At 67.2% G+C, this 23469-nt stretch carries 24 protein-coding genes; 10 read left to right on the forward strand and 14 right to left on the reverse strand.

Going from position 1 to position 23469, the window contains the following annotated elements; genetic code table 11:
* Positions 1-9: 9 nt before the first annotated feature.
* The gene (locus tag ASD37_RS07555) at positions 10-1578 is read left to right on the forward strand and encodes a serine hydrolase (protein ID WP_056550138.1); all 1569 of its coding nucleotides are present in this window, start codon (positions 10-12) and stop codon (positions 1576-1578) included.
* A complete protein-coding gene (locus tag ASD37_RS07560; RefSeq protein ID WP_056550143.1) occupies positions 1575-3947 on the forward strand; it encodes an HAD-IC family P-type ATPase in 2373 nt (790 codons plus the stop codon). The genes ASD37_RS07555 and ASD37_RS07560 overlap by 4 nt, the downstream gene beginning before the upstream one ends.
* Here ASD37_RS07560 and ASD37_RS07565 read toward each other — a convergent pair.
* Positions 3944-4396 (reverse strand): MarR family winged helix-turn-helix transcriptional regulator, encoded by a 453-nt coding sequence (locus ASD37_RS07565; protein WP_056550147.1) that lies wholly within the window; start codon positions 4394-4396, stop codon positions 3944-3946. The two genes, ASD37_RS07560 and ASD37_RS07565, sit on opposite strands and share 4 nt — an antisense overlap.
* A 61-nt stretch (positions 4397-4457) precedes the next feature.
* Between ASD37_RS07565 and ASD37_RS07570 the strand changes: the two genes are divergently transcribed.
* From ASD37_RS07570 to ASD37_RS07580, 3 genes are read left to right on the forward strand one after another with little or no spacing between them, the layout of a single operon-like run.
* Positions 4458-4826, forward strand: coding sequence for a VOC family protein (locus tag ASD37_RS07570; RefSeq protein ID WP_056550150.1), 369 nt, complete (start codon positions 4458-4460; stop codon positions 4824-4826).
* Positions 4827-4877: 51 nt separating this feature from the next.
* Entirely contained in the window at positions 4878-5150 is a 273-nt protein-coding gene (locus tag ASD37_RS07575) for an antitoxin (RefSeq protein ID WP_056550154.1), read from the forward strand.
* 3 nt (positions 5151-5153) lie between these two features.
* Complete coding sequence (locus ASD37_RS07580; RefSeq protein WP_056550157.1) at positions 5154-5594, forward strand: SRPBCC family protein; 441 nt, start codon at positions 5154-5156, stop codon at positions 5592-5594.
* Here ASD37_RS07580 and ASD37_RS07585 read toward each other — a convergent pair.
* Positions 5575-7287, reverse strand: coding sequence for an NAD-binding protein (locus ASD37_RS07585; RefSeq protein ID WP_056550159.1), 1713 nt, complete (start codon positions 7285-7287; stop codon positions 5575-5577). The genes ASD37_RS07580 and ASD37_RS07585 overlap by 20 nt on opposite strands.
* Before the next feature lie 50 nt (positions 7288-7337).
* Between ASD37_RS07585 and ASD37_RS07590 the strand changes: the two genes are divergently transcribed.
* A complete protein-coding gene (locus ASD37_RS07590) occupies positions 7338-8063 on the forward strand; it encodes a 3-keto-5-aminohexanoate cleavage protein (protein ID WP_056550162.1) in 726 nt (241 codons plus the stop codon).
* On the opposite strand, the gene ASD37_RS07595 is transcribed toward ASD37_RS07590, so the two are convergent.
* Positions 8053-8499, reverse strand: a complete 447-nt coding sequence (locus ASD37_RS07595; RefSeq protein WP_056550165.1) for a cupin domain-containing protein — start codon at positions 8497-8499, stop codon at positions 8053-8055. The genes ASD37_RS07590 and ASD37_RS07595 overlap by 11 nt on opposite strands.
* 48 nt (positions 8500-8547) lie before the next feature.
* Here ASD37_RS07595 and ASD37_RS07600 point away from each other — a divergent pair, with 48 nt between their 5' ends.
* A complete protein-coding gene (locus tag ASD37_RS07600) occupies positions 8548-8982 on the forward strand; it encodes a hypothetical protein (protein WP_056550168.1) in 435 nt (144 codons plus the stop codon).
* The gene (locus ASD37_RS07605) at positions 8979-9563 is read left to right on the forward strand and encodes a GNAT family N-acetyltransferase (RefSeq protein WP_056550171.1); all 585 of its coding nucleotides are present in this window, start codon (positions 8979-8981) and stop codon (positions 9561-9563) included. Before ASD37_RS07600 ends, ASD37_RS07605 begins: the two co-directional genes overlap by 4 nt.
* Positions 9564-9603: 40 nt before the next feature.
* Here ASD37_RS07605 and ASD37_RS07610 read toward each other — a convergent pair whose 3' ends face one another.
* From ASD37_RS07610 to ASD37_RS07625, 4 genes are all read right to left on the reverse strand, one after another.
* Entirely contained in the window at positions 9604-10053 is a 450-nt protein-coding gene (locus ASD37_RS07610) for an Hsp20/alpha crystallin family protein (protein ID WP_056550174.1), read from the reverse strand.
* A 154-nt stretch (positions 10054-10207) separates the two neighbouring features.
* Entirely contained in the window at positions 10208-11065 is an 858-nt protein-coding gene (locus ASD37_RS07615) for a helix-turn-helix domain-containing protein (RefSeq protein WP_056550306.1), read from the reverse strand.
* 32 nt (positions 11066-11097) lie between these two features.
* Positions 11098-12615, reverse strand: a complete 1518-nt coding sequence (locus ASD37_RS07620) for a carotenoid oxygenase family protein (protein WP_056550179.1) — start codon at positions 12613-12615, stop codon at positions 11098-11100.
* 24 nt (positions 12616-12639) lie between these two features.
* Positions 12640-13863, reverse strand: a complete 1224-nt coding sequence (locus ASD37_RS07625; protein ID WP_056550182.1) for an acetyl-CoA acetyltransferase — start codon at positions 13861-13863, stop codon at positions 12640-12642.
* A gap of 196 nt (positions 13864-14059) precedes the next feature.
* Between ASD37_RS07625 and ASD37_RS07630 the strand changes: the two genes are divergently transcribed.
* Positions 14060-14740 carry an ANTAR domain-containing protein gene (locus tag ASD37_RS07630; protein WP_056550185.1) on the forward strand — a complete coding sequence of 227 codons (681 nt, stop codon included), beginning with the start codon at positions 14060-14062 and terminating at the stop codon, positions 14738-14740.
* 4 nt (positions 14741-14744) lie between these two features.
* Here the strand turns inward: ASD37_RS07630 and ASD37_RS07635 are convergent, their stop codons facing one another.
* Positions 14745-15788 carry an NAD(P)-dependent alcohol dehydrogenase gene (locus ASD37_RS07635; RefSeq protein ID WP_056550187.1) on the reverse strand — a complete coding sequence of 348 codons (1044 nt, stop codon included), beginning with the start codon at positions 15786-15788 and terminating at the stop codon, positions 14745-14747.
* An 80-nt stretch (positions 15789-15868) separates the two neighbouring features.
* Here ASD37_RS07635 and ASD37_RS07640 point away from each other — a divergent pair, with 80 nt between their 5' ends.
* A complete protein-coding gene (locus ASD37_RS07640) occupies positions 15869-16462 on the forward strand; it encodes a TetR/AcrR family transcriptional regulator (RefSeq protein WP_056550308.1) in 594 nt (197 codons plus the stop codon).
* A 19-nt stretch (positions 16463-16481) separates the two neighbouring features.
* On the opposite strand, the gene ASD37_RS07645 is transcribed toward ASD37_RS07640, so the two are convergent.
* From ASD37_RS07645 to ASD37_RS07670, 6 genes are read right to left on the reverse strand one after another with little or no spacing between them, the layout of a single operon-like run.
* Positions 16482-17282, reverse strand: coding sequence for an ABC transporter ATP-binding protein (locus tag ASD37_RS07645; protein ID WP_056550190.1), 801 nt, complete (start codon positions 17280-17282; stop codon positions 16482-16484).
* Positions 17275-18282 carry an ABC transporter ATP-binding protein gene (locus ASD37_RS07650; protein ID WP_056550194.1) on the reverse strand — a complete coding sequence of 336 codons (1008 nt, stop codon included), beginning with the start codon at positions 18280-18282 and terminating at the stop codon, positions 17275-17277. The genes ASD37_RS07645 and ASD37_RS07650 overlap by 8 nt, the downstream gene beginning before the upstream one ends.
* Positions 18279-19148: an ABC transporter permease gene (locus tag ASD37_RS07655; RefSeq protein WP_056550197.1), complete on the reverse strand. Its 870-nt coding sequence runs from the start codon at positions 19146-19148 to the stop codon at positions 18279-18281. The genes ASD37_RS07650 and ASD37_RS07655 overlap by 4 nt, the downstream gene beginning before the upstream one ends.
* Complete coding sequence (locus ASD37_RS07660) at positions 19148-20098, reverse strand: ABC transporter permease (protein WP_200959791.1); 951 nt, start codon at positions 20096-20098, stop codon at positions 19148-19150. Before ASD37_RS07660 ends, ASD37_RS07655 begins: the two co-directional genes overlap by 1 nt.
* Positions 20099-21742 carry an ABC transporter substrate-binding protein gene (locus tag ASD37_RS07665; RefSeq protein WP_156720782.1) on the reverse strand — a complete coding sequence of 548 codons (1644 nt, stop codon included), beginning with the start codon at positions 21740-21742 and terminating at the stop codon, positions 20099-20101.
* Complete coding sequence (locus tag ASD37_RS07670; RefSeq protein ID WP_200959800.1) at positions 21732-23435, reverse strand: CocE/NonD family hydrolase; 1704 nt, start codon at positions 23433-23435, stop codon at positions 21732-21734. The genes ASD37_RS07665 and ASD37_RS07670 overlap by 11 nt, the downstream gene beginning before the upstream one ends.
* Positions 23436-23469: the final 34 nt, after the last annotated feature.

The following is a 23469-nucleotide window of genomic DNA, read 5'->3' on the forward strand; positions in this document are numbered from 1 at the left end:
CGTGCTGGTGTGAAGACCCCGAGGCGCGTCCTGGTTTGTCTGGTTGCCGTGGCCGCGCTGGTGGCCGGGTGCGACGCCAAGCCGGCGGCACCAACCCCGGAGGTCCCGCCGCAGGAGCAGCCCGCGGAGTCGCTGCCCGAGAACGCCGTCGCCGACGCCGTGGGCAAGATCGACGGGCTGGTCGACGGCCTGATGAAGAAGTCGGGTATCCCCGGCATGGCCGTCGCGGTGGTCCACGGCGGAAAGACTGTGTACGCCAAGGGCTTCGGGGTGAAGGACGCGAACAAGGGGGACGATCCCGCCAACAAGGTCGACCCCGACACGGTGTTCCAACTGGCGTCGCTGTCGAAGCCGGTCGGCGCCACCGTCGTCGCGCACCAGGTGGGGCAAGGCGCCATCAGCTGGGACACCCCGATCGTCGAGAAGCTGCCGTGGTTTGCGCTGTCGGACCCGGCGATCACCAAACTCGTCACCGTCGGCGACATGTATTCACACCGATCCGGGCTGCCGGATCATGCCGGTGACTTGCTCGAGGACATGGGCTATGACCGGCGCTACGTGCTCGAGCATCTCCGCGACTATCCGCTCGACGCGTTCCGAACGTCGTACGCCTACACCAACTTCGGCCTGACCACGGGCGCCGAGGCCGTCGCGGCGGGGGCTGGCAAGTCGTGGGAGGACCTCAGCCAGGACGTCCTCTACCGGCCGCTGGGCATGACGTCGACCAGTTCGCGTTTCGCCGACTACGCGGCGCGACCGGACCGCGCGGTCGGGCACATCCACGTCGACGGCCGCTACGAGCCGAAGTACGTTCGCGACCCTCAGGCCCAGACCCCGGCAGGTGGGGTCAGCAGTTCGGTCAACGACATGACGCACTGGCTGAAGATGTTGCTCGCCAACGGCACCTACGACGGCAAGACCGTCGTCGACCCCAAGGCCCTGCTGCCCGCGCTGACGGCACAGAGTGTGTCGGACCGCGCGACGGATCCGTCGGCGCGGTCGGGGTTCTACGGGTACGGCTTCAACGTCGGAACGACGTCGGATGCCCGCACCCAGATGAGCCACTCGGGGGCCTTCGAGTTGGGCTCCGGAACGAACTTCCTGATGCTGCCGTCCGCGGACGTGGCGATCGTGGCGCTCACCAATGCCACGCCCGCCGGGGTGCCGGAGACACTCACCGCCGAGTTCGCCGACCTGGTGCAGTTCGGCAAGGTCCGCGAGGACTGGTTCCCGTTGTACAACAACGCCTTCCTTCAGATGGAGCAGCCGGAGGGTTCACTCGCAGGCAAGACGCAGCCGGCGAACCCGGTGCCGGCCAAGCCGTTGACGGCATACGTCGGCGACTACGCCAACCCCTTCTGGGGGCCGGCCCGGGTCACGCAGCAGGGCGACGGGCTTCAGGTGGCGGTGGGCCCCAAACTCGTCTTCCCGCTTCGGCATTGGGACGGTGACGTATTCAGCGCCAGTTTCGTCACCGAGAACTCGCCACCGGGCAGTGTGTCCACGGCGACGTTCGACGGCAACCGGCTGACACTCGAGTACTACGACCAGGACGGCAAGGGAACTTTCACCCGATGAGCGCGGTGGGGCTCTCCGACGCCGAGGTGGCGCAACGCGTCGCCGACGGCTTGGCCAACGACGTCCCGGCCAGGGCGGCGCGCAGTGTCAAGGAGATCGTTCGGGCCAACGTGTTCACCCGGATCAACGCGATTCTCGGGGTGCTGCTGGTCATCGTGCTGTCGACGGGGTCGGTGATCAACGGTCTGTTCGGCATCCTGATCGTCGCGAACAGCGCGATCGGCATCATTCAGGAGTTGCGCGCCAAGCGGACCCTGGACAGGTTGGCCATCGTCGGTCAGGCAAAACCGGTGGTGCGCAGGCAGTCCGGGACGGGGCCGCGCTCACCCGGTGAGGTGGTGCTCGACGACGTCATCGAGATCGGGCCTGGTGACCAGATCGTGGTCGACGGCGAGGTGCTCGAGGAGTCGAACCTCGAAGTCGACGAGTCGCTGCTCACCGGTGAGGCCGATCCGATGGCCAAGGATGCCGGCGACGAGGTCAAGTCCGGCAGCTTCGTCGTCGCGGGCAGCGGGGCGTACCGCGCGACGAAGGTGGGCCGCGAGGCCTACGCCGCCAAGCTCGCGGACGAAGCCAGCAAGTTCACCCTGGTGAAGTCCGAATTGCGCAGTGGCATCGACAAGATCCTCCAGTTCATCACCTACCTGTTGGTTCCCGCCGGGCTGCTGACCATCTACACGCAGCTGTTCACCACCGACGCCGGGTGGCGAGAGTCGGTGCTGCGCATGGTCGGTGCGTTGGTGCCGATGGTGCCCGAGGGCCTGGTGCTGATGACGTCGATCGCGTTCGCGGTCGGAGTGGTGCGGCTGGGCCGGCGGCAATGCCTGGTGCAGGAGCTGCCTGCCATCGAGGGTCTCGCCAGGGTCGACGTCGTGTGTGCAGACAAGACGGGGACGCTGACCGAGAACGGCATGCGGTTGGCCGATTTGAGGACCTTCGGTACGGACGACTGCGCGGACGTGTTGGCGTCCCTGGCCGCCGACGACGACCGTCCCAACGCCAGCATGCAGGCCATCGCGGAGGCCTACGACCAGCCGCCCGGGTGGACCGCCACCGCGAGTGCGCCGTTCAAGTCGGCGACCAAGTGGAGCGGAACGTCCTATGAGGGCCACGGCAATTGGGTGATCGGTGCGCCCGACGTGCTACTCGACCCGTCGTCGCCCGACGCCGACGAGGCCGAGCGGATCGGGGCGCGGGGCCTTCGGGTGCTGCTCCTAGGTTCGTCGGACCGCCCGGTCGACGCGCCCGACGCGCCGGGCGTCGTCACGCCGGTGGCGTTGGTGGTGCTCGAGCAGCGGGTGCGCCGGGATGCTCGCGACACCCTCGATTACTTTGCCGCCCAACGGGTCACGGTCAAGGTGATCTCGGGTGACAACGCCGTGTCGGTCGGCGCGGTTGCGGACAGCCTCGGTCTGCATGGTGAGACGCTCGACGCCAGACGCCTCCCAGAGGATCCCGAGGCGCTCGCGGACACCGTCGCCGAGTACACGACGTTCGGCCGAGTGCGACCCGACCAGAAGCGGGCGATGGTGCACGCCTTGCAGTCTCGCGGTCACACCGTCGCGATGACCGGTGACGGGGTCAACGACGTGTTGGCGCTCAAGGACGCCGACATCGGTGTCGCCATGGGCTCGGGAAGCTCCGCCTCCCGCGCGGTGGCGCAGATCGTGTTGCTCGACGACAAGTTCGCCACCCTGCCGTACGTCGTCGGCGAGGGCAGGCGCGTCATCGGCAACATCGAGCGCGTCTCGAATCTGTTCCTGACCAAGACGGTGTACTCGGTGCTGCTGGCCGTCTTGGTGGGCATGGCGGGACTGTCGGCCAAGGTGTTCGGCACCGACCCGCTGCTGTTCCCGTTCCAGCCGATCCACGTCACGATCGCCGCCTGGTTCACCATTGGCATCCCCGCGTTCGTGCTGTCGCTGGCGCCCAACCGCGAGCGCGCGCACACGGGGTTCGTCCGGCGCGTGATGACCTCCGCGTTGCCAAGCGGGCTCGTCATCGGGATCGCGACGTTCACCAGCTATCTGCTCGCCTACGAAGGTCGGGCGTCGACGGTGGTCGAGCAGACGCAGGCGTCGACGGCGGCGTTGATCACGCTGTTGGTGGGTGCGCTGTGGGTCCTTGCCGTGGTGGCCCGTCCGTACGAGTGGTGGCGGATCGGGCTGGTCGCCGTCTCGGCTCTGGCGTACGTGGTGATCTTCGCGCTGCCGCTGACGAGGAAGGCCTTCATTCTGGATCCGTCGAACGTCGCGGCCACCACGACGGCGCTGTCCATCGGGGTGGCGGCCGCCGTGCTGGTCGAGATCTCGTGGTGGGTGCAGGGACGCGTCCTCGGTGAACCCCGACGATTGTGGCGATCGGCCTAGCTCGGGGGAGTGGCGTCGCGCAGTGAGTCGATCATCGTGCGCAGGATCCTCGACGCGGCTGCCTGCTCGGTCTCGGTCATGTCGGCCAGCATCCTGAGTTCGACGGAGCGGACCGCCGCGGTCGCCGTCTCCAGGCTCCGTCGGCCGCGGGCGGTGAGCCGGGTGGGAAGGGCCTTGCCGACCGGTGCCTCCGTCGGCCGACTGACGTAGCCCTCTCGCTCCAGGGTCTGGAGCAGCACGTTCATCGACTGCCGGGTGACGAACGCGCCGCGGGCGAGCTCGGAGTTCGACAGGCCGGGTCGTTGGGCCAGCAGTTCGAGGCAGGCGTAGTGCGTGACGCTCATCTCGAGCGGCCGCAGCACCTCCTCCATGGCCGCGCGCAGAACGCTCGACGCCTCCTTCAGCAGATAGCCCAGCGACGTCTGCAGGTGGACCCCGTCTTGACTCATGTCAGTATTCTGACATAGGTTCATTCATGTCAGATAACTGACACGAATGGAAGGAAATCCCATGCCCGTCACCGGCCCCGACTTCATCTCGCTCCAAACCCGCGACCGCGACGCCTCGCAGGCGTTCTACGAGCAGTACCTCGGCCTCGTCCGATCCCCGGCCGGACCTCCGCACGCGGTCGTCTTCGACACGAAGCCGATCGCGTTCGCGCTGCGCGACGTCGTTCCCGGCACCGATCTCACCTCCGTCGCGCAGCCCGGAATCGGAGCCGCCATCTGGCTGCACGCCACCGACGTCCAGGCCATTCACGACGCTCTCGCCGCCGACGGTCACGCGATCGTCGCCGCACCGGTCGACGGTCCATTCGGTCGAACGTTCACCTTCGCCGACCCTGACGGCTACCAGGTGACCCTTCACGATCGCGCCTGATCGGGCCCACTGCTCCTCCGCCGCCATTGCGAGCCGGATTAGGGTGGTGTCATGGGATTTCTTGACAAGCTGAAGGACCTGGCGTCGAAGAACGCCGACAAGGTCGACGTGGCCATCGAGAAGGCCGGTGACCTCGTCGACAAGAAGACGCAGGGCAAGTACGCAGGGCAGGTCGACAAGGTGCAGGAGGCCGCGAAGAAGGCGGCCAGGGACAACGCCGGACGACCTCCCGCTGGGCAGCAGCCTCCCGCCACGCCACCTCCGGCCCCGCAGCCGCCGACCACACCCCCCGCCACCCCGGCCGGACCTCCTCCCGCCTCGTAAGCCATGGCGAAACTCTCGGTCTCCGTCGACGTACCCCTGCCACCGGAGAAGGCCTGGGAGGCCGCATCGGACCTGTCGCGGTACAAGGAGTGGCTGACGATTCACCGGGTGTGGCGCAGCACGTTGCCCGACACCCTGGAGAAGGGCGCCAAGCTGGCCTCGGTCGTCGAGGTCAAGGGAATGATGAACCTGGTCCGGTGGACCATCGTCAGCTACAAGCCACCGCACTCGCTGACCCTCGACGGTGACGGCAAGGGCGGGGTCAAGGTCAAGCTGATCGGCAGGGTCAAACCCGCCGACGACGAGGCGACCAGCTCCACCGTCACCTTCGACGTGCACCTGGGTGGGCCTGCGCTGTTCGGCCCGATCGGGATGATCGTCGCCAGTTCGCTGAAGGGCGACATCCGCGAATCGCTGGACAAGTTCAAGACCGTCTTCGCGTAGCCGTCCCCGCCGTATCGGACTGCCCCTCGTGCAACGTCTCCAGAAGTTCGCGGTGTGGGCCGACGAGATACGCGGTGTCGCCTGCGCACAAACGGGTCTCTCGGCGAGGATGGAGTTGGACGTCCCCCGGGCGGTGCTTGATCGCGATCACCCGGGTTTGGGTGGACATGTCCGCCATTCGCAGCCCGTCCAGCTTGCTACCCGGCTCCACCTCGACGCCGCCGACCATGAAGGACTGCTGTCCCACCGAGAACGTGCCGAGTACCTCAAGTCCCATCGCGGCGCCGATGAACCACGGCGCCGCGAGCTCGACGGTCGACCGCACGTTTTCGAAGCCAAAGCGTTGGGCAACAGCGCTTCCCAGCGTCCGGTCGTAAACCCGCAGCACCACCGGGACGCCCGGCTGATCCGCTGATTTCAGCCACCGCTGGCCAAGCCGTTCGCGAAGCACGATGCCCGTCTCGATGTTCACCATGTCGTCCTGCGTGAGAACCGCCACCGCCATGGCGTCGTCGATGCGGACGGAGTCGAGCGTCTCGGCCAACGTGGCATCGCCGAAGATCACCGGTACGTCGAGCTGCGCCGCCGAGGCGAGGTAGCGGTTGTCACGGCTGCGTTCGACGACCACGACGTCGTGCCCGTCGGCCTTCAGGTCGGCCACCACCCGGATGCCGAACGATCCGAGCCCGACGACGACGATGTGATCGGTCAGGTCGCGTACCTTGCGTCGACCGGCGTTCTGCCCGATGCGCCGGGACAGCAGTAGATCGGCGACGAAGGCCATCAACACGGCGGTGGTCGTGACACCGGCGAACATCAACACGATGCCGAACAATCGCAACCAGGTCGGCTGGTCGACGAAGCTGAAGTCGCCGTAGCCGACGGTGGCGATCGTCTCGGTGGAGAAGTACAGCGCGTCGACGATGCTCATGCCGGGTCGGTCGTAGGCGAAGCGCAGCAGCACCGTGGCCCCGAGTAGCAGACTCATCGACACGGCCAGGGCTTTGAAGAAGTTCGGATTCACGTCCTCGCGAAACGCGCGTATCGCGTCGGCCATCGGCTTCATCGGCGACCGTCTCTGGTGCACCGCTGTCATCCGAGACGCAGTGACGGCGATGCCTTGCGCGGCAAGCTCCTCGGCCGTGCCGATCATCGCCGTCCAGTCCCCGGGCGCCACGCGCTCGTCGCGGCCCGGGCACGGCACCACCGTCCCAGTGTCCGGTGATTGCTCGCCCCGCAGCACGGCGACCGGAGCCAGATCGCCGAAGATCTCCCGCAGCGTGGCGGCCCGTGGCGCTGCCGTGCCGGAGACGACGAATTCGATGCCTGCGACGGTGATCGAGTGCGTGGTGCGCGACAGGCAGGCCTCGACGACCGACGGCGCCGCCACGTCGGCGACGTCCAGGATGGCACCCGGGCCGTTCCCGATGGCGACGGCTTCCCGGAGAACGCCGTTGGCCAGCCGGGCGACGACGCGCACGGTGGCATTCAACTGTCGTCCCAGTAAGGCGATTTCAAGGTTGAGAGCGTCGTCGTCGGCGGCACAGATCAACGCGGCCGCAGCGGTGATGCCTGCCTCGCTCAGTTCGGCGGCGGACTCGACGACCGCGATATCTCGGCCGGCGCTGCGGAGCTGTTCGACGATCCGCGACCCCAGCGGATCGTCGCCGCAGACGATGATGTGCCCCTCCATGGAGAGACGGTACTTCGGAAAGCCCGACGGGGAGAGGCGAAGATGGACCCATGACCGCTGCGACGATCTACGTGAAGGCCTGCGTCAACGGTGCACGAACCCCCGACGAGCACCCCAACCTGCCCGTCACCCCTGAGCAGTTGGCGGCCGCGGCGCTCTCGGCCCACCACGCGGGCGCCCAGGCCGTGCACATGCACCCGAAGACGCCGGACGGCAGGGACTCACTGGAGCCCGACGTCGTCGCCGCCGCGGTGACCGCCGTCCGGGCGGCGGTCCCCGGCCTGCCGCTGGGCGTCACCACGGGGTTCTGGGCGCTGCCCGACCCCGACGCCCGCCGCCGGGCCGTGGAGGCCTGGACCGTGCTGCCCGACTTCGCGTCGGTCAACTGGGACGAACCCGGTTCGCCAGAACTCGCGGAGGTCCTGCTCGGCAAGGGGATTGGCGTCGAGATCGGGCTGTTCAACCTCGACGCGGCGGCGTCGTGGGCGGAGTCGACGATGGTTCAGCACTGCATGCGGGTCATGGTCGAGCTCGACGGGCACGAGGACGTCCCCATCGCGGACGCCATGCTCGAACGGATCGCGGCGGCGAACTCGCCGGCGCCGGTGCTGCTGCACGGCCTCGACGAAAGCTGCTGGCCGCTCCTCGAACACGCCGGTGTCCGCGGTCTGCAGACCCGCATCGGCATGGAGGACACCCTGACGCTCCCCGACGGGTCCGTCACCCCCGACAACGCTGCGCTGGTGACGGCGGCGGTCCAGCTGCTCAGTCGGTAGGCGCGCCGAGGGCGAAGTCGGCGAAGTCGAAACCGGGCACGACGACGCAGCTGACCAGAGCTGGTTCGGCGTCCCGTGGCACGGCGCGCTGCCAGTGTCCCGGCGGCACCACGAACTGTGGCTGCTCACCCGCGGTGACGTCGCTTCCGAGGAGATGCGTTGCGGCGCCGTCCTGTTCGGCCCCGACCTCGAGCAGCAGTGGGCTGCCGCGATGGTGGAACCACAACTCCGCGCTTTGCACCGTATGCCACGCCGACTGCTGTCCCGGCATCAGCAGGAACAGGATGGCGGTCCCCGCGCTCCGTGGGCCGGTGTACTCCGGCGGCAGTGCCGGTTGTCCCAAGGTCAGGTCGCTGCGCCAGGTCTCCCGGTACCACCCGCCCTCGGGGTGCGGTGCCAGGTCGAGATTCCTGGCCCACCCGGGGAGTTCGCTCATGCCGTCAGCCTACGTCGCAGCGGATGGCCGACCCGATACGCTCGTCGCATGGCTCGCCTGCGCCCCGGATGGTTCGTCGTGTTCTGCTCGACGGTGCTGTTGGTCAGTGCGTGGCTGCCGTGGCTGGTCACCAGCGCCGACGGCGGCGGCCGAGCGAATGCGATCGGTGGAAAGTACGGCTCGATCGGCGTGCCACCGAACGGGTTCGGGGTCGGCCAGCTGATCGTCGTGCTGAGTTCGGTGTTGATCGTGGCTGCGGCAATGTCGGCCAGGAGCCTCCGCCCCAAGATTGCTTCGACTGCAGCCCTTGGTATTTCGGTGATCCTGGCGGTGTTGGTGCTGTGGTATTACCGGCTGTACGTCGGCAACCCGATCGCCGCGGGTTACGGCCTCTACGTCGGAGGCGGGGCCGTCGTGGCAGCCGCCGTGCTGTCGGTGTTCGCCATGGTGGCGGCGTGGGCTGGGATGGGACGTACTCGATGACCGCTTTCGTGGAACCCGTGCACCTCGCCGGGGATCGGTGGGTGCGCTTGGAGCCCCTGACTCCTGAGCACGTTCCGGAGATCGTCGCGGCCACGGCCGACGTCCGGCCGCTGTGGTTCACCAGTGCCCCGACGCCGGAGACCGCACAGGAGTGGATCGACGGCAGGCTGGCCGTGCAGCACCCCGACACCGGTCTGACGTTCGTGGTGCGGGCGCTCGACGGCACGCTGGTCGGATCGTCGAGTTTCTGCCACGTCGACGCGCCCAACCGCCGACTGGAGATCGGGTACACCTGGTACCGCCAGGACGTGCGACGGTCCGGGGTCAACACCGAATGCAAGCTGCTGATGCTCGGGCACGCCTTCGATCAGTTGGGTTGTGTCGCAGTCGAATTCCGCACGCACTTCTTCAACTCGACCAGCCGCGCCGCCATCGAGCGGTTGGGCGCCAAGCGCGACGGCATTCTCCGCAGCCACCAACTGCTGCCCGACGGTTCCCGGCGCGACACCGTCGTGTACTCGATCCTGGACGCCGAGTGGCCGTCGGTGCGCAACAACCTTCGGTTCCGGTTGGACCGGTGACGACGCCGCGCGGGTGCCGTCACCGATCCAACGTCGGACGCTAACCGGCGTCGACGGTGTTCGCCTCGATGGACGTCTGCTTTCCGCCGTGGGCGATCTGCACCTTGCGCGGCTTCGCCCTTTCCGCAATGGGAATGGTCACGTTCAGCACGCCGTTCTCGTAGGTCGCGCTGATCGCGGAGGCGTCGACGCCCTCGCCAAGGGATAGCTGCCTGCGGTAGGTGCCGAAGAACCTCTCGTTGGTCAGCCACTGGACCGAGTCCTCGCTGCGAGCGGTCCGGTGCGCGGAAATCGTCAGCGTGCCGGCGTCGACGTCGATGTCCACCGATCCCGGGTCGACGCCCGGCAGATCGGCAGTCAGCAGATAGTGGTCGTCGACCTTGCAGAGGTCCATCGGCATGAACCGAGGACTGCGATTCGATCCGGACTGGCCGTTGAGCAGACCGCGGGTCAACAGGTCGAGGTCACCGAACGGATCAAAACGAAGCACAGTAATCCACCTCCCTTTGTCTACTCGCCGCCCGCCCCTTCGGCGGGCTATCAATCACTGTGCGACTCCCAAATTAGCACTCGACCGGTGAGAGTGCCAATAATTTTCTAGAAGAATTTTTCCCCAGTGTTGGACTGCGGCAACACCTTCGGGCTCAGCGTCGGTCCTCCACGTCGGCGCCACGCAGCGCCCCGGCGCACTGGTCGCAACTGAGCACGGCCTCGAACGCGTGACCGCACGACACGTGTCGCAGGAGTACGGCCGGACCCTCCGGGGCCGGGAACCATCGTTGCGCCCACTGCAGAGCGGTGATCAGAATCGGAAACGTCGCCCGGCCCTTCTCGGTGAGCGCGTAGCGCCCACCGGCGGCGTCCAGAACGCCACCCGCGGTGAGGCTCTGCAGCCGGTCGGTCAGCGAGCCAGGGGGAGCGCCGAGCTGGCCGGCGAAGGCGTTGAACCGCGTAGTGCCGACGAACGCGGCCACCAAGAGGGCGAACGCCCAACGGTTGCCGAGGATGGTCATGGTCTCCGGGAACAGGCCCGCCCGTCCGGCCGCTTCGGACGTCGCCCGGCGTCGCGTCGACTCGGCGGGCATGGACCGTTTCCACGACCCGCTCGGACCCCACGCGACGGTCAGCTCCTTCTCCGTGACCACCTGGTCGCACGCCCGGCAGGTGATGTGCGGCGCGAACTCGGCGTCGCAGCTGAGGTGGTGCATCGTGGGCAACCGCTCGGCGTGATCGGGCACCCAGCGGCGTTCCCACCCCCAGATCGCCGTCAGCACCGGCCACAGCGATCGACCCTTCGGCGTCAGCACGTACTCGTACCGCGGCGGGCGCTGCTGATAGATGGTGCGCTCCAGCAGGCCGTCGGCCGTCAACGCCGTCAGCCGTTTCGTGAGCACGGCGTGCGAAATCGGAAGGCGGGCAGCGAATTCGCCGTAGCGGGTCGCCCCGAGCAGCGACTGTTGAACGAGCAGCAGCGTCCACTCGTCGCCGAGCACGCCCAGCATCCGGCCGACGGCGTTGACGCCTCCCGGCTCCACTACAGACCGATCGCCTCTGCGGCGGTGTCGGTCTGCTGCCAGCGGCGCAGCTCGGCCCCAGCGGCCCACGTCGAGTGAGTTCCACTCGAAACGCGTTCCGGCAGAGCCAGTTTGCAGACCGGCCCGTCGCCAACCCTGGCGGCGTCGAACACCAGGCAGTACGAGGCGTCGGCGTTCATGTCGGTGGTGATGGTGACGAGGTAGCCGTCGTCCTCGCTGGTACTTCCGACTCGGGGCGCCATCGCCGTCTCGCTGCCGTAGACCCCGTCGGCGAAGGCGAAGCGTTCCTCGGCGCCGGTGTGCAGGTCGTGCTTGACGAGGCCGTCGAACAGGAACCAGCCGGGCTTGCCCGTCGCGGCGTACGCATAGCGGTACTTCCCGCCGGCGTACCCGGGGTTGATCATCCCGAACTCGGTGATGGAGTCCGACAACTGCTCTTCGCGCACCCCGCCGGTGACCAGGTTGAACCGCCAGCGGTGCAGGCGCGCCTGCATGCGGTCCAGCGCGAGGAAGCGGAAGGCGCGCTGCCACTTGTCGCCGAGCCCGTTGTCGCTTGGCTCCGGGTCCCCTTGGTAGAACCCGTCGAGGACGATCTCGTCGCCGTCCTCGTAGGCGTTGGTGAAGTGCAGGACGTAGGTCGGATCGGCCTCGAACCACTGGATCTGCGAGGTCTGGCCGCGCCGGGGGATGACGGCGAAACGGGACGGCATGTCGCGGTGAAAGCGTGGGACGTGCGCGTTGCGTTCAAGATATTCGGGCGCCCAGAACATCGGAAAGTCGTTGAGAATGGCGTAGTTCTCGGTGAACGCCATGTCGTGGGGCAGCCGCGGACCGGGGAGCGGCACGTCGACGTAGTGCACCAGTTCGTTGGTGGCGTCGACGACGCCGTAGTGCATGAACGGTTCCTGCTTCGAGTAGTTGAAGAACAACAGCTCGCCGGTCTTGTCGTCGGCCTTGGGGTGCGCGGACACGCCCCACTGATGGGGAAACGCGCCGTTCCATTCCTGCTTGCCGAGGGTGGCGCCGGTCAGCGGGTCGACCCGGTACAGGTCGCCACACTGGTAGAAGCTGGTCAGCGCGGTGCCGCGGTGCACGGTCACGTCGGTGCTGGACGCGTCCTTCATCAACGTCCGTGCGCCCCAGCCATGGTCGCGCTTGGCCAACCCGACCGGCTCGGCGATCCCTGGCCACAGGGGGCCGCCCGCCTCCTCTTCCTCGGCGAGGCCGTCGGTGCGGACGAACCTGTTGCGGTAGAACGCCTTTCCGTCGCGAAAGCCGACGACGTGCATCATGCCGTCACCGTCGAAGGGGTGGTAGGCCTTCAGCGCGGGGTGCAGGGGGTTCTCGGTGTTGCGGAGGTAGACGCCGTCGAGATCGCGCGGAAGCTCACCGGAGACGACGGTCAGGTCGTCGGCGTCCCACTCGGTCGACTGTGGTCGCCACGGCCCGGTGCGATACGGATGGTCGTCGTCGTCGGGCAGCGTGGTGAGGAACTTGCCGACCACTTCTACGTTCATTGCGTTACTCCTTGGCCGCTGAGGTTAGATTGCCGGCACGCCGGCGACGACGAAACTGACTGTGGTGGCGGTACTTCCGCCGAAGTTGAGGGTGCCGAAGGTGCGTGCGCCGTCGACCTGGTAGTCGCCCGCGGTGTCACTGACCTGCTTGGCGGCGTCGAGGAGCATGCGCACCCCCGACGCCCCGACCGGATGGCCGCCGCCGATGAGTCCGCCGCTGGGGTTGATCGGCAATCGCCCGCCGATTTCGATCTCGCCGTTCTCGATGGCCTTCCAGGATTCCCCAGGCCCGGTCAGTCCGATGTGGTCGATGGCGAGGTACTCGCTGGGGGTGAAGCAGTCGTGCACCTCGATCCCGTCGAGGTCGTCCAGGGTCACGTGCGCGCGGTCGAACGCGTCGAGAACGGCTTGGCGGACGTGTGGCATCACGTAGGGGTTCTCGGCGGAGCGGTCGAGTTTCTGCCGCAAACCCAAGCCCACGGTGCGGTGTCCCCAGCCGTCGATGCGCGCCAAGGGCGTCACGCCGGGGTGGTCCCGCAGGTAGCGGTCGGTGACGAGGACGACGCCGGAGCCGCCGTCGGTCATCTGGCTGCAGTCGAATCGACGAATCCTGCCCTCGACGACGGGGTTCGCGACGTCGTCGTCGGTCAGTGGGGTCGGCACCGACCAGTCGCGGGTCTGTGCGTTGGGGTTGCGGCGCGCGTTGGCGAGGTTGAGCGAGGCAATGGCGCGGAGATGGACCTCGTCGACGCCGAACCGGCGGTCGTACTCGTCGGCCACCTCGGAGAACGTCCATGGCCACATGTACCGCGCGTCTTGTCCCTCCTGGCCGGTCCAGGCGGCGGCACCCAGGTATTGCGCGGCGATGTCGCCTGGGACGGTCTTCTCCAGCTCGACGCCGACGACGAGGGCCGTTTCGTAGGCGCCGGAGCGCAGGTCCGCGATGGCGGAGAGGGTGGCGATGCTCCCGGAGGCGCAGGCCGCCTCGTGGCGCGAGGACGGGGTGTCCCAGAGGCCGTCCACCACGGTGGCGGGCATGGCGCCGAGGTGGCCCTGAGCAGCGAACATCTCGCCGAACGCATTGCCGACGTGGACGACGCCGACGTCGGCGGCGTCGATCTTGGCGGCGTGCAGCGTCGAGGTGACGATCTCTGCGGTCAACCCGGCGAAGTCGACGCCCTCGCGGGTGAGATTGCGAGCGAAATCGCTCTGGTAACCCCCGAGGATCCACACGTTCGCATCGGCCATGCTCCGGACGCTACTACAATTAGCAGAGTGACTGGACAAATCGTTTAATCAAAACGGCCCCACCGGCTCTAGTCTGAACCGGCGGGACCTAGGTTTGCTTGAGTGTCGACACTCAAGCACACCTGACTGAGCGCATTTCCCGTGCTCGGCGGTCACAAACGTGCTTGGCGACGGAGATAGAGTGCAAAATGCCATCATGAAGTTGCAGAACCACGACCTCGCCATGCGCATGGCGGAGTTGGCGCGGGTCACCGCGCTGCGGAAGGTCGACGACGTACTCGCCGACGTCACCGCTACCGCCAAGGAACTCATCCCCGGCGTCGACTTCGCGGGCGTCCTACTCATCGGCAAGGCCGGCAGTTTCGAAACCCTCGCGCCAACCAGCGAGCTGATGTTCAAACTCGACGAACTACAGATGCGCTACAACGAGGGTCCCTGCGTCGAGGCGGCGCTGGACGAGATCGTGGTCCGCACCGACGACTTCCGCGACGAGCCCCGGTTCCCGAACTACGCCCCGGAGGTCGTGAAGCTCGGCGTGCTCAGCGCGTTGTCGTTCAAGCTGTACACCGCCGACCGCACGGCGGGCGCCCTCAACCTGTTCGGGCTCGAGCCCAAGCTGTGGGACAGCGAGGCGGAGTCGATCGGCATGATCCTCGCGGCCCACGCGGCGGCGGCGATCCTGGCGAGCCGGGAGGGCGAGCAGCTGCAGTCGGCGCTGTCCACGCGCGACCGGATCGGGCAGGCCAAGGGCATCATCATGGAGCGCTTCAAGATCGACGACGTGCGGGCGTTCTCGATGCTCCGTCAGCTGTCGCAGGACACCAACACCAAGCTGCTCGACGTCGCCCAGCGCGTGATCGACACCCGCGGGGAGTAGCGGACTAGTCGTCGAGGTCGGACATGTCCAGGACGAAGCGGTACCGAACGTCGTTGCGCTCCAAGCGATCCAGTGCGACGTCGACGTCGGCCGACGGGAGAATCTCGACGTCGGATTCGATATGGTGCGCTGCGCAGAACTCGAGCATCTCGGCAGTCGCCGGGCGTCCGCCGCTGCCCGCCGAGGTGAGCTTCTTTCGACCGATCAGCAGGTCCATGGCATTGACGGACATGGGCCCGAGATAACCGAGTTGGCACAGGGTTCCGTCCAACCCGGTCAGCGCCAGGTACGGCGCCGGATCATGGTCGACCGGGATCGCGTCGATCACGACGTCGAAGCGGTCGCGCGCCGCCGCCATGGCCGCGGCGTCGGACGACACCAGGTACTCCGAGGCTCCCTGTCGCCGCGCGTCTTCGGCCTTCGCCGTAGACCGTCCGATGGCAGTCGTCTCGGCGCCGAGCGCCGCCGACATCTTGACGGCGAGGTGGCCGAGGCCGCCAATCCCGACCACCGCGACCGACGTGACGGGTCCAACGCCCAAGGTGCGCAACGGTTCCCACACGGTGATTCCGGCGCACATCAAGGGTGCGGCCGCGGCGGGGTCCAGCGCGGCGGGTAGCGCATAGGTGAAACCCTCGGCGACGACGATCTCGCGGGAGTAGCCGCCCAGCGTCGGTGATCCGTCGTGTCGATCGGTTCCGCCGTAGGTCAACGTGGGGGACTCGTGGCAGAAGTTCTCCTGGCCACGTCGGCACATCGCGCAGTGACCGCATGAGTCGACGATGTTGCCGACGGCGACCCGGTCACCCGGCGTGAACGCCGACACGGCGTCCCCCGTGGCCAGGACGACACCGGTGAACTCGTGGCCCGGGACGAGTAGCCCGGGCGACTGCGGCGTCCACGCGCGCAGGGCGTGTAAGTCGGAATGGCAGACCCCGCAGAAGTCGACGCGGATGGCCACGTCGTCGTCGCGCAGCTCTCGTCGTTGCAGCGCGACGCGACCCAGCGCGCCGTCGGGAGAGCTCGGAGCGAGCCCGGTGGTCGTCATGGGAAACCCTTCTAATAAACAGACTAGTTGGTTTGTTTGAGGCTACATCTCGCTGCAGGTGTTGGTCTAGGGTGGCGCTGATGACAGCCGCACCCGCCACTCCCCGGGGGTTCGCGACCCAGGAGCGGATCGTGGCCGCCGCCACCGCCGAGTTCGCCCAGTACGGCATCGCCGGCGCGAGAATCGACCGGATCGTGAGCGCCGCGCGCACCAACAAGGCGCAGCTCTACGGCTACTTCGGGGACAAGGACGCGCTGTTCGACGCGATCTTCGTCGCGTCGCTGGAGCGCATCATGGACGTGGTGCCGATGGACGCCACCGACCTCCCGGGCTGGGCGGTGCGGCTCTACGACGAGTACCTACGCCGGCCGGACCTCATTCGACTGGCGACGTGGGCGCGCCTCGAGCGCCAACCGTCCGGGCATCTGGTGGGAGACGCCGACCGGTTCGACACTGCGAAGCTCGCGGCCATCGCCGACGCCCAGCGCCACGGGCTGGTGCGCGACGGCGAGCCCTTCGACCTGATGGCGATGGTGATTGCCATGTCGATGGCGTGGTCACCGGTGAGCAACGTGTACTCGGCGACCAGTGCCGAGGCCGAGTCCATCCATGATGGGCGGCGAGAAATGTTGCGGGAGAGCGTGACTCGCGTCATCGCGCCTGGAGCGTCCTGAACTGCTCCGCTCGCCAGGGCTATCCGATCACTGCCTCTCCCCGCCGCGGTTTCCACCCGGGTCGGGGGACCGATGCGATGAGCTTCTTCGTGTAGTCCTCGCTGGGCGTCCGTAGTACGTCGTCGATCGGACCTCGCTCCACGATTTCGCCGCGGTGCATGACGATCACGTCGTCGGCGATGTGCCGGGCGACGGCCAAGTCGTGTGTGATGAAGAGGAATGCCGTGCCCGAGTCGCGGCGGATCTGCGCGAGCAGGTTGAGGATCTGCGCCTGAATGGACACGTCGAGCGCCGCGACGGCTTCGTCGAGAATGAGGAGCTGAGGGTCGGCGGCAAGCGCGCGGGCGATCGCGACGCGCTGACGCTGCCCACCCGACAGGGCGCGTGGCGACGCGTCAGCTTGGCGGGTGCCCAGCCCGACTTGCTCGAGCAGGTGCTCGATTCGCGCGGTGACGCCGCGATCGTCGAGGTCCGAGTCGTGTAGCGAGAGAATCTCTCGCAGCGAGTCGCGCGCGCTCTGGCGCCTGTCGAGCGACCCATACGGGTCTTGGAACACGATCTGAATTTGCCGCGCCCAACGCCGACGCAGCGTCGTCGACACCCGGCCACCGGGACGGTCGACGCCCTCGACGGTGATGGTCCCAGCGCTCGGACGTTCGAGGCCGGCGATCATTCGGGCGACGGTCGTCTTGCCGGAGCCGGACTCGCCGACGATGGCCAGCGAGCCACCCGCCGCCACCGAGAACGTGGCGCCGGCAACCGCGACGTGGTGCCCGAAGAGCTTTCGTAGCCCGTCGACCGCAAGCAGAGTCTCAGGCACGAGGCAGCCCCTCAAGCACGGTGCCGTCGGCGATCCGTTCGGCGAAATGGCATGCTGCGAGGCCGTTGTGAACTGGCGTGAGCTCGGGCCGCTCCGAGCGGCACACGGGCTGGCAATACGGACAGCGGTCTGCGAAGGCGCAGCCGTCGGGTGCCTCGTAGCCGGCCAGTGGCCTGCCGGGGATCGCTGCGAGCGTCCCCCGTTCACCGTCGACGTCGAGGCTTGGACGCGCACCGAGGAGCGCGCGCGTGTAGGGATGGGCACCGTCGCGATGGAGTCTGTCCGAAGCTCGTTCTTCGACCAGCCGCCCGGCGTACATGACCGCCGTTCGGTCGCACACTGCGGCAGCCAATTCCAGGTCGTGCGTGATGAAGACCATGCTCATTTGCCTGTCGCGGCGTAGCTCGTCGATGATCGCCATCACCTCTTCCTGCGTTGTCACGTCCAGTGCGGTCGTCGGCTCGTCGGCGAGCAGTAGTTGCGGCTCGGTGATGAGCGCCGCGGCGATCATCACCCGCTGCAGGAGACCGCCGGAGAATTCATAGGAGTACTGGCGGAGCCGCCGCTCGGCGTCGGCGACGTGCACGGTGCGAAGAGCTTCCACGGCGCGCCGCTCGGCTTCCTTGCGCCCGACCTTGCGGTTGGCGACGAGGACCTCGCACAGGAAGTCGCCGATCGGGCGAACCGGGTTGATGTGCGCTCGCGGGTCCTGGAACACCATCGCCACCCGCATCGAGCGCCACTCGCGTAGGGACTTGGCGCTCATGTCGGGAACCGACGTGCCGTCGAACCGAACGTCTCCCAGGGTGGACGCGCCGTTGGGAAGAAGTCGCATGATCGCTCGCGCGGTCATCGACTTTCCCGATCCGGATTCGCCAACCAAGCCGAGCGCCTCGCCGGCGCCCACGGAGAACGACACGTCGCTCACGACCGTCTGGGGACGGCCGTCTACGGGAAGTGTGACGCTGAGCGAGTCGACCTCGAGCAACGGTGTCGTCATCGTGCCCCCTGCGCTAGGAGCCGCTGAGACACACGTTCACCGATCACGTTGAAGGCCACCACCGCAAGCACGATCGTGAGGGCTGCATAGAGAGACTGAGCGGGGTGACCATCCACGATTGCCGGCTTGCCGTTGGCGACCATGAGTCCCCATTCTGGGCTGGGCGGCTGAAGGCCGAGCCCCAGGAAGGAAATCGCCGCGATGTCGAGCATTGCGTAGCCGTAGCCGACGACGATCTGGGTGACGATGAGTGGCGCGAGGTTCGGCACGAGGTGGCGTAGGCATATTCGCCACGGCGACTGGCCCTGCACGACGAGTGCCTCGACGTAGGGGAGGTTGCGCTCGCGCAGCGCGGCCGGACGCAGGATGCGGGCCACGTAGGGAACATTGGCGATCGACAGGGCGATCACCGGTGCGACGAGGCCGCTGCCGAAGACGGCCGCGGCGACGATCGCGAGAATCAATCCAGGGAAGCCGAACAGCAGGTCCAGGAAGCGCGCCACGATTGCGTCCCACCATCCACCGAACCATGCGGCGGACACGGCCAGCAGCGTGCCGACCACTCCGGCCAGCACCATCACCACGGCTGGGGCGACGAGGCTTGGACGGGCTCCATGGATCAGTCGGGACAACAGGTCGCGGCCGGTGTCGTCGGTTCCGAGCAGATGTGCGGGCGAGGGGCTGGCGAAGAGGTTGAGTTGGTCGAGCTCGGTGGGATCGTGCGGCGCGACGAGCGGGCCGAAGACGGCCAGCAGAATGAACAGCACGCCGATGACGGCCGCCACGGCCACCGCGACGTTGGCGGAGCCGAGCCGTCCCGTGACACGTCGGACTCGCGTGGAACCGGCGAGTGCCATTGCGCTCATCAGTCGCGTCCCTTCACGGCTTGGCGCGGATCGAGCGCGACGTTGACCACGTCGACCACGGTGTTGACCACCACGAAGGCGGCCACCATCATCAGGGACAGGATTTGGACGACGGCGAGGTCCTGCTTGGCGGCGCTGTCGACGAGCAACGAGCCGATCCCGTCGATGCCGAATGCCTTCTCGGCCACCGCCGTTCCCGCGAGAAGACCGGCGACCATCAGCCCCGACACCGCCAGGATTGGTGGCGAGGCGTTGCGCAGCACGTGGCGTCGGACGATCCACCGATTGGGCAGTCCGCGACTGCGGGCGGCGTCGACGTGCTCAGAGCCAAGCTCGCCGCGTACCGACACCTGCGTCACCCGTGCCACCCACGCGATGTAGGCCAGTGCCAGTGAGATCGCAGGCAGTGTCAGGTGCCAGAGCTTGTCGCCGAGCCCCTCTCCGGCACCGAAGACCGGGAACCAGGAGAGCTCAGTCGAGAAGATGGCGATGAGGAACACCGCGACGACGAAGGTCGGAAACGCCATCGCCACCGAGCTGCCGACGGTGATCGCCGTCTCGACCCGACCGCCGCGCAAACCGGCGAGCGTGCCGCCACCGATCCCGAAGATCACGATCAGCACACCGGCGAAGAGCACCAGCAGCAGCGTGTTCGGGATCCGCCCCGACAGCAGATGTGAAACGTCGTCCCGGTAGGCCATTGAGCGCCCCAGGTCACCGCGCAGGACTCCCGTTGCCCAGCGGCCATACTGCGAGAAGAACGGGTCGTCCAAGTGGTATTCCTGGTGAATCCGAGCAACGACTTCCGGGTTGGGCTTGCCGCCGCCGACCAGCAGGGTGGCAGGGTCACCGGGAGAGATGAACAGCAGCCCGTAGATCACCACGCTGGCGACGACGAGGGTCAGCACCAGCGCCACGATCCGTCTGAGGACGAAGCGGACGATCGTCAACTACGACGCCCCGATCATCGCCGCCCACGGCATGTTGATGTAGGCGAATGAGGCTGGCGCACCGGTGATCCGCTTGTTCATGAACAAGCGCTCGTACGGCGTGCCAATCGGAACGCGCTGCTTTTGTGCTTCCCAGATCGCCTGTGCGTCAACGTATGCCTGAGCCGATGCCACCGGATCGGTTGCCTCGCGGGACTTCGCGATGTTGGCGTCCACCTGAGGGTTGTCGAAACCGGTCCAGTTGAACAGCGCATCCTTGGGGAACAGCAGGATCGCGTACGACAGCGGGTCGGGAACCTCGACGTAACCCGCGCTGAGCACGAGGTCGACGTCCTTGCGCTTGGAGGGGTCGTAGAACAAGCTCGAGAACTCGGTCGCAGGCATCTGCTTGAGGTCGAAGTTGAGTCCGATCGACTTCGCGGACGCCTGGACGAACGTGGCGATCTGCAACTGCGACTGATCGCCGGCGGGCAGCGCCAAGGTCATGGTCTTGGTTGGCGCTCCGACCTTTGCGACGAGCGCCTTTGCGCCTTCGATGTCGGGCCTGGAGTTGTCCGGTAGCGCGTCGTAGGCCTTCTGGAACACGGCCGCCCCCGGGCCCTTTCCGAAGGATGAGGGTGGGATGACCGCCCGGTTGGGCGTCCCTGCCCCGTGCCACACGTTCTTGACGATCGCCGCGCGGTCGATTGCCTTGTCCAGTGCCTGCGCGAGTTCCGTCTTCGCCATCGGCGTCTCCGGGCTCGCGGGACTCAGGTTGAACACCTGGGTGCTGAGGCCGAGGTAGAGCTTGCCCGCGTCGGTCTTCTGAAGCGTGTCGAAGCTCGTCGAGGGTGCTTCGTACGTGCCGTCGATCTCGCCGGACAGCAGCGCGCTGGTCAGGGTGGACGTGTCTTCGAGGAACTTGAAGTTGATCGTCTTGACCATCGGCTGGAGCTTGGGATCCCAGTAGTCGTCGCGCGCCTGGAGTGTGATGCTCGAGCCGGCGTTCCAGCTGGCCACCTTGTACGGGCCGGTGCAGACCGGCGGGTGGCTCGCGGTGCCGTAGCTGGCGCCGGCGGCGGCCGCGTCGGCCACGTCGACGATGTCGCCGAACTCCGTTGACATGCCCTCCGCGAAGAGGATGTCCGGCTTGTTCATCGTCACCGTCACCTCGAGGGGGCCGGTCGCGTCGATCGACTTCACCGAGGTGAAGAAGTCACCGTTGATCGGCTCCGTCGCCGGGTCCATGTTGCGCTTCAGGCTGCCTGCGACGTCCTCGGCCGTCATGGGCTTGCCGTTGGAGAACTTCACTCCGGGCCGGAGCTTGTAGACGACGCTCGTCGGAGTCTGCGTCCAGCTCTCGGCGAGGCCGGGAGACGTGCTGTAGTCGGCGTTCATCCGTAGCAGTGGCTCGCAGACGTTCATCAGCACCGTGTTGGGCGAGTAGTCGCCCGTCTTGACCGGGTCGAGCGTCGTGGGCTCGCCGCTGGAGAGCGCCCAGTTGATCGAGTCGACGGGACCCTTGCCCGGCGGCGTCGTGGCCGAAGCGTCCGTTGGCGCCTCCACCGCCTTGGTGTTCTCGGCGGAGTCTCCGCCACCGCCGCAACCTGCCACGAAGGTGACCGCGGCGGTGACGGTGAGCAAGGCAGTCGTCTTACGAAGCATCATTACGTTCCTCCGGTAGTGCGGTTACGGTCAGGCGTGCCGGCCACTCGGCCGAGACGTGAAGCGTCTGCTGGGATGCTCGTGGTTCGACGACCGTCCACCGGTTCTCTTCGGTGCCGGAGTTCCGGACGAACAGCGGGAAATCGCTTGACGAAATATGAACGCGGAGAGCGTGATTCGGCCGAACCCGGTAGCCGGTGTGGCCCAGGTTGACGTGCGTCCGAGAAACGTTCTTGGCGTCGTCGAGTTGAACCTGCCCACGAACGATCATGTGCGCGCTGCCATCTGGGGCGACGTCGAGGAGCTTGACGAACACGTCGGCGGTGGGCGCCGTGCTGGACACGCGGGCTTCGACCTCGATCGGGCCGGCCAGGTCGAGTGGTTCGGTGAGTGGCTCACTGGTGAACGTCAGCACGTCGCCGCGGTCGCCCGTCGCGCTTTCATCTGGATAGTTGAAGAGGAAGGCGAAGGAGTTCTTGACTGCCGACGGAACCAGGTCGTCCGGATCGAAGCCCCACTGGACCTCTCCCGCCTCGCCTGCGCCGGCGTCGACCAGGTGGCCGCCCGGGGTCGCGCCGGCCGCGTTGCTCAACCCGGTGAGGTCGAAGCTTCGCGTGGTCGCTCCCGGAGGCGGCCACTGCGACGACGTCTGCCATCCCACGTGGCCGAGTTCCCATCGGACCTTCGGGAGTGTGTCCGGTGACTTGAGTCCCCGCACGAAGACGTCCAGGAAGTCCAGTGCCTGCGACGTGTAGAGGTCGAGCATCCGCTCCAACGCGTCGTCGTCGACGCCGTGGTCGTCCGCGTTTCCTACGGGGGCGAGGTCGAGGATGTAGTTCTCGTGGTCGAAGGAGCCGGCCTCGATGTATTGCACTGCCGCCCACTGGGGAAGCGATTCCAGCTCCATCACGTCGCGCATCTGAGGGATCATCAGATTGTCGAACCAGCCGACGGTCTGCAGGACGGGGACGGGTTTGGCGTCGCGTGGATGCTTGAGGTCGAACGGTCCCTTCTTGTCCGCCCGGGCCACCGGGGTCTGCGAGTCGAACGACGAGGATCGGGCGCCGATGGCCTCGAATGCCTCCTCGAACGCGTCGGTCAGGGGGCGTTTGTCGTAATCCGGGTCGTATTCGTAGGCCTCGTGGTCGACCCAGTGAGTTGCGAGGTAGTAGGCGCCTTCCATCCACGGCACGGGCTTGCCGAAGCCGCCAAGGCCACCACGATTCACTGAGTTCAACTCGTAGGTCGTCACCCGCGGGACGATCGCCTTGAGTGCTGGGTGGGCGGAGACCACGGCGGCCCACTGCGTGAAGCCGTAGTAGGAGTCGCCGAACATGCCGACCGCGCCGTCGCTCCAGTCCTGGGCGACTATCCAGTCAATGGTGTCGTAGCCGTCGTCGACCTCGTGCTCGAACGGCTCCGTCGGCCCTTGCGACCGAAACTTCCCACGCACGTCCTGCACGACCATCGCGTAACCGCGGTCGGTGAATCGTCGCGCGATCCTGTCGAAGAACACGTATCGACTGTTCTTGTCGTATGGCAGTCGGACGAGCACCGTCGGTGCATGGGCGACGTCGGCAGGCAGATACACGTCCGTTGCGAGGACGGTGCCGTCTCTCATCGGAACCTTGTATTCAGTCGCGCTCTCGCCGACGGGTTCCGCGGCGGTGCGGGCGATCTGCAATTCACTCACGTGAGCGGCTCCTCCTTGGACCCATGCTTGCGAC

This window comes from Mycobacterium sp. Root135 (assembly GCF_001426545.1).
GTDB lineage: Bacteria > Actinomycetota > Actinomycetes > Mycobacteriales > Mycobacteriaceae > Mycobacterium.

Coding starts and splice junctions, on each gene's coding strand:
- ASD37_RS07640 (WP_056550308.1), top strand. CDS start 15,869: ATGACAGCCGCACCCGCCACTCCCCGGGGGTTCGCGACCCAGGAGCGG.
- ASD37_RS07630 (WP_056550185.1), top strand. CDS start 14,060: ATGAAGTTGCAGAACCACGACCTCGCCATGCGCATGGCGGAGTTGGCG.
- ASD37_RS07585 (WP_056550159.1), bottom strand. CDS start 7,287: ATGGAGGGGCACATCATCGTCTGCGGCGACGATCCGCTGGGGTCGCGG.
- ASD37_RS07580 (WP_056550157.1), top strand. CDS start 5,154: ATGGCGAAACTCTCGGTCTCCGTCGACGTACCCCTGCCACCGGAGAAG.
- ASD37_RS07615 (WP_056550306.1), bottom strand. CDS start 11,065: ATGCTGGGCGTGCTCGGCGACGAGTGGACGCTGCTGCTCGTTCAACAG.
- ASD37_RS07650 (WP_056550194.1), bottom strand. CDS start 18,282: ATGACGACACCGTTGCTCGAGGTCGACTCGCTCAGCGTCACACTTCCC.
- ASD37_RS07620 (WP_056550179.1), bottom strand. CDS start 12,615: ATGAACGTAGAAGTGGTCGGCAAGTTCCTCACCACGCTGCCCGACGAC.
- ASD37_RS07560 (WP_056550143.1), top strand. CDS start 1,575: ATGAGCGCGGTGGGGCTCTCCGACGCCGAGGTGGCGCAACGCGTCGCC.
- ASD37_RS07600 (WP_056550168.1), top strand. CDS start 8,548: ATGGCTCGCCTGCGCCCCGGATGGTTCGTCGTGTTCTGCTCGACGGTG.
- ASD37_RS07655 (WP_056550197.1), bottom strand. CDS start 19,148: ATGAGCGCAATGGCACTCGCCGGTTCCACGCGAGTCCGACGTGTCACG.
- ASD37_RS07590 (WP_056550162.1), top strand. CDS start 7,338: ATGACCGCTGCGACGATCTACGTGAAGGCCTGCGTCAACGGTGCACGA.
- ASD37_RS07565 (WP_056550147.1), bottom strand. CDS start 4,396: ATGAGTCAAGACGGGGTCCACCTGCAGACGTCGCTGGGCTATCTGCTG.
- ASD37_RS07570 (WP_056550150.1), top strand. CDS start 4,458: ATGCCCGTCACCGGCCCCGACTTCATCTCGCTCCAAACCCGCGACCGC.
- ASD37_RS07605 (WP_056550171.1), top strand. CDS start 8,979: ATGACCGCTTTCGTGGAACCCGTGCACCTCGCCGGGGATCGGTGGGTG.
- ASD37_RS07625 (WP_056550182.1), bottom strand. CDS start 13,863: ATGGCCGATGCGAACGTGTGGATCCTCGGGGGTTACCAGAGCGATTTC.
- ASD37_RS07665 (WP_156720782.1), bottom strand. CDS start 21,742: ATGCTTCGTAAGACGACTGCCTTGCTCACCGTCACCGCCGCGGTCACC.
- ASD37_RS07595 (WP_056550165.1), bottom strand. CDS start 8,499: ATGAGCGAACTCCCCGGGTGGGCCAGGAATCTCGACCTGGCACCGCAC.
- ASD37_RS07635 (WP_056550187.1), bottom strand. CDS start 15,788: ATGACGACCACCGGGCTCGCTCCGAGCTCTCCCGACGGCGCGCTGGGT.
- ASD37_RS07575 (WP_056550154.1), top strand. CDS start 4,878: ATGGGATTTCTTGACAAGCTGAAGGACCTGGCGTCGAAGAACGCCGAC.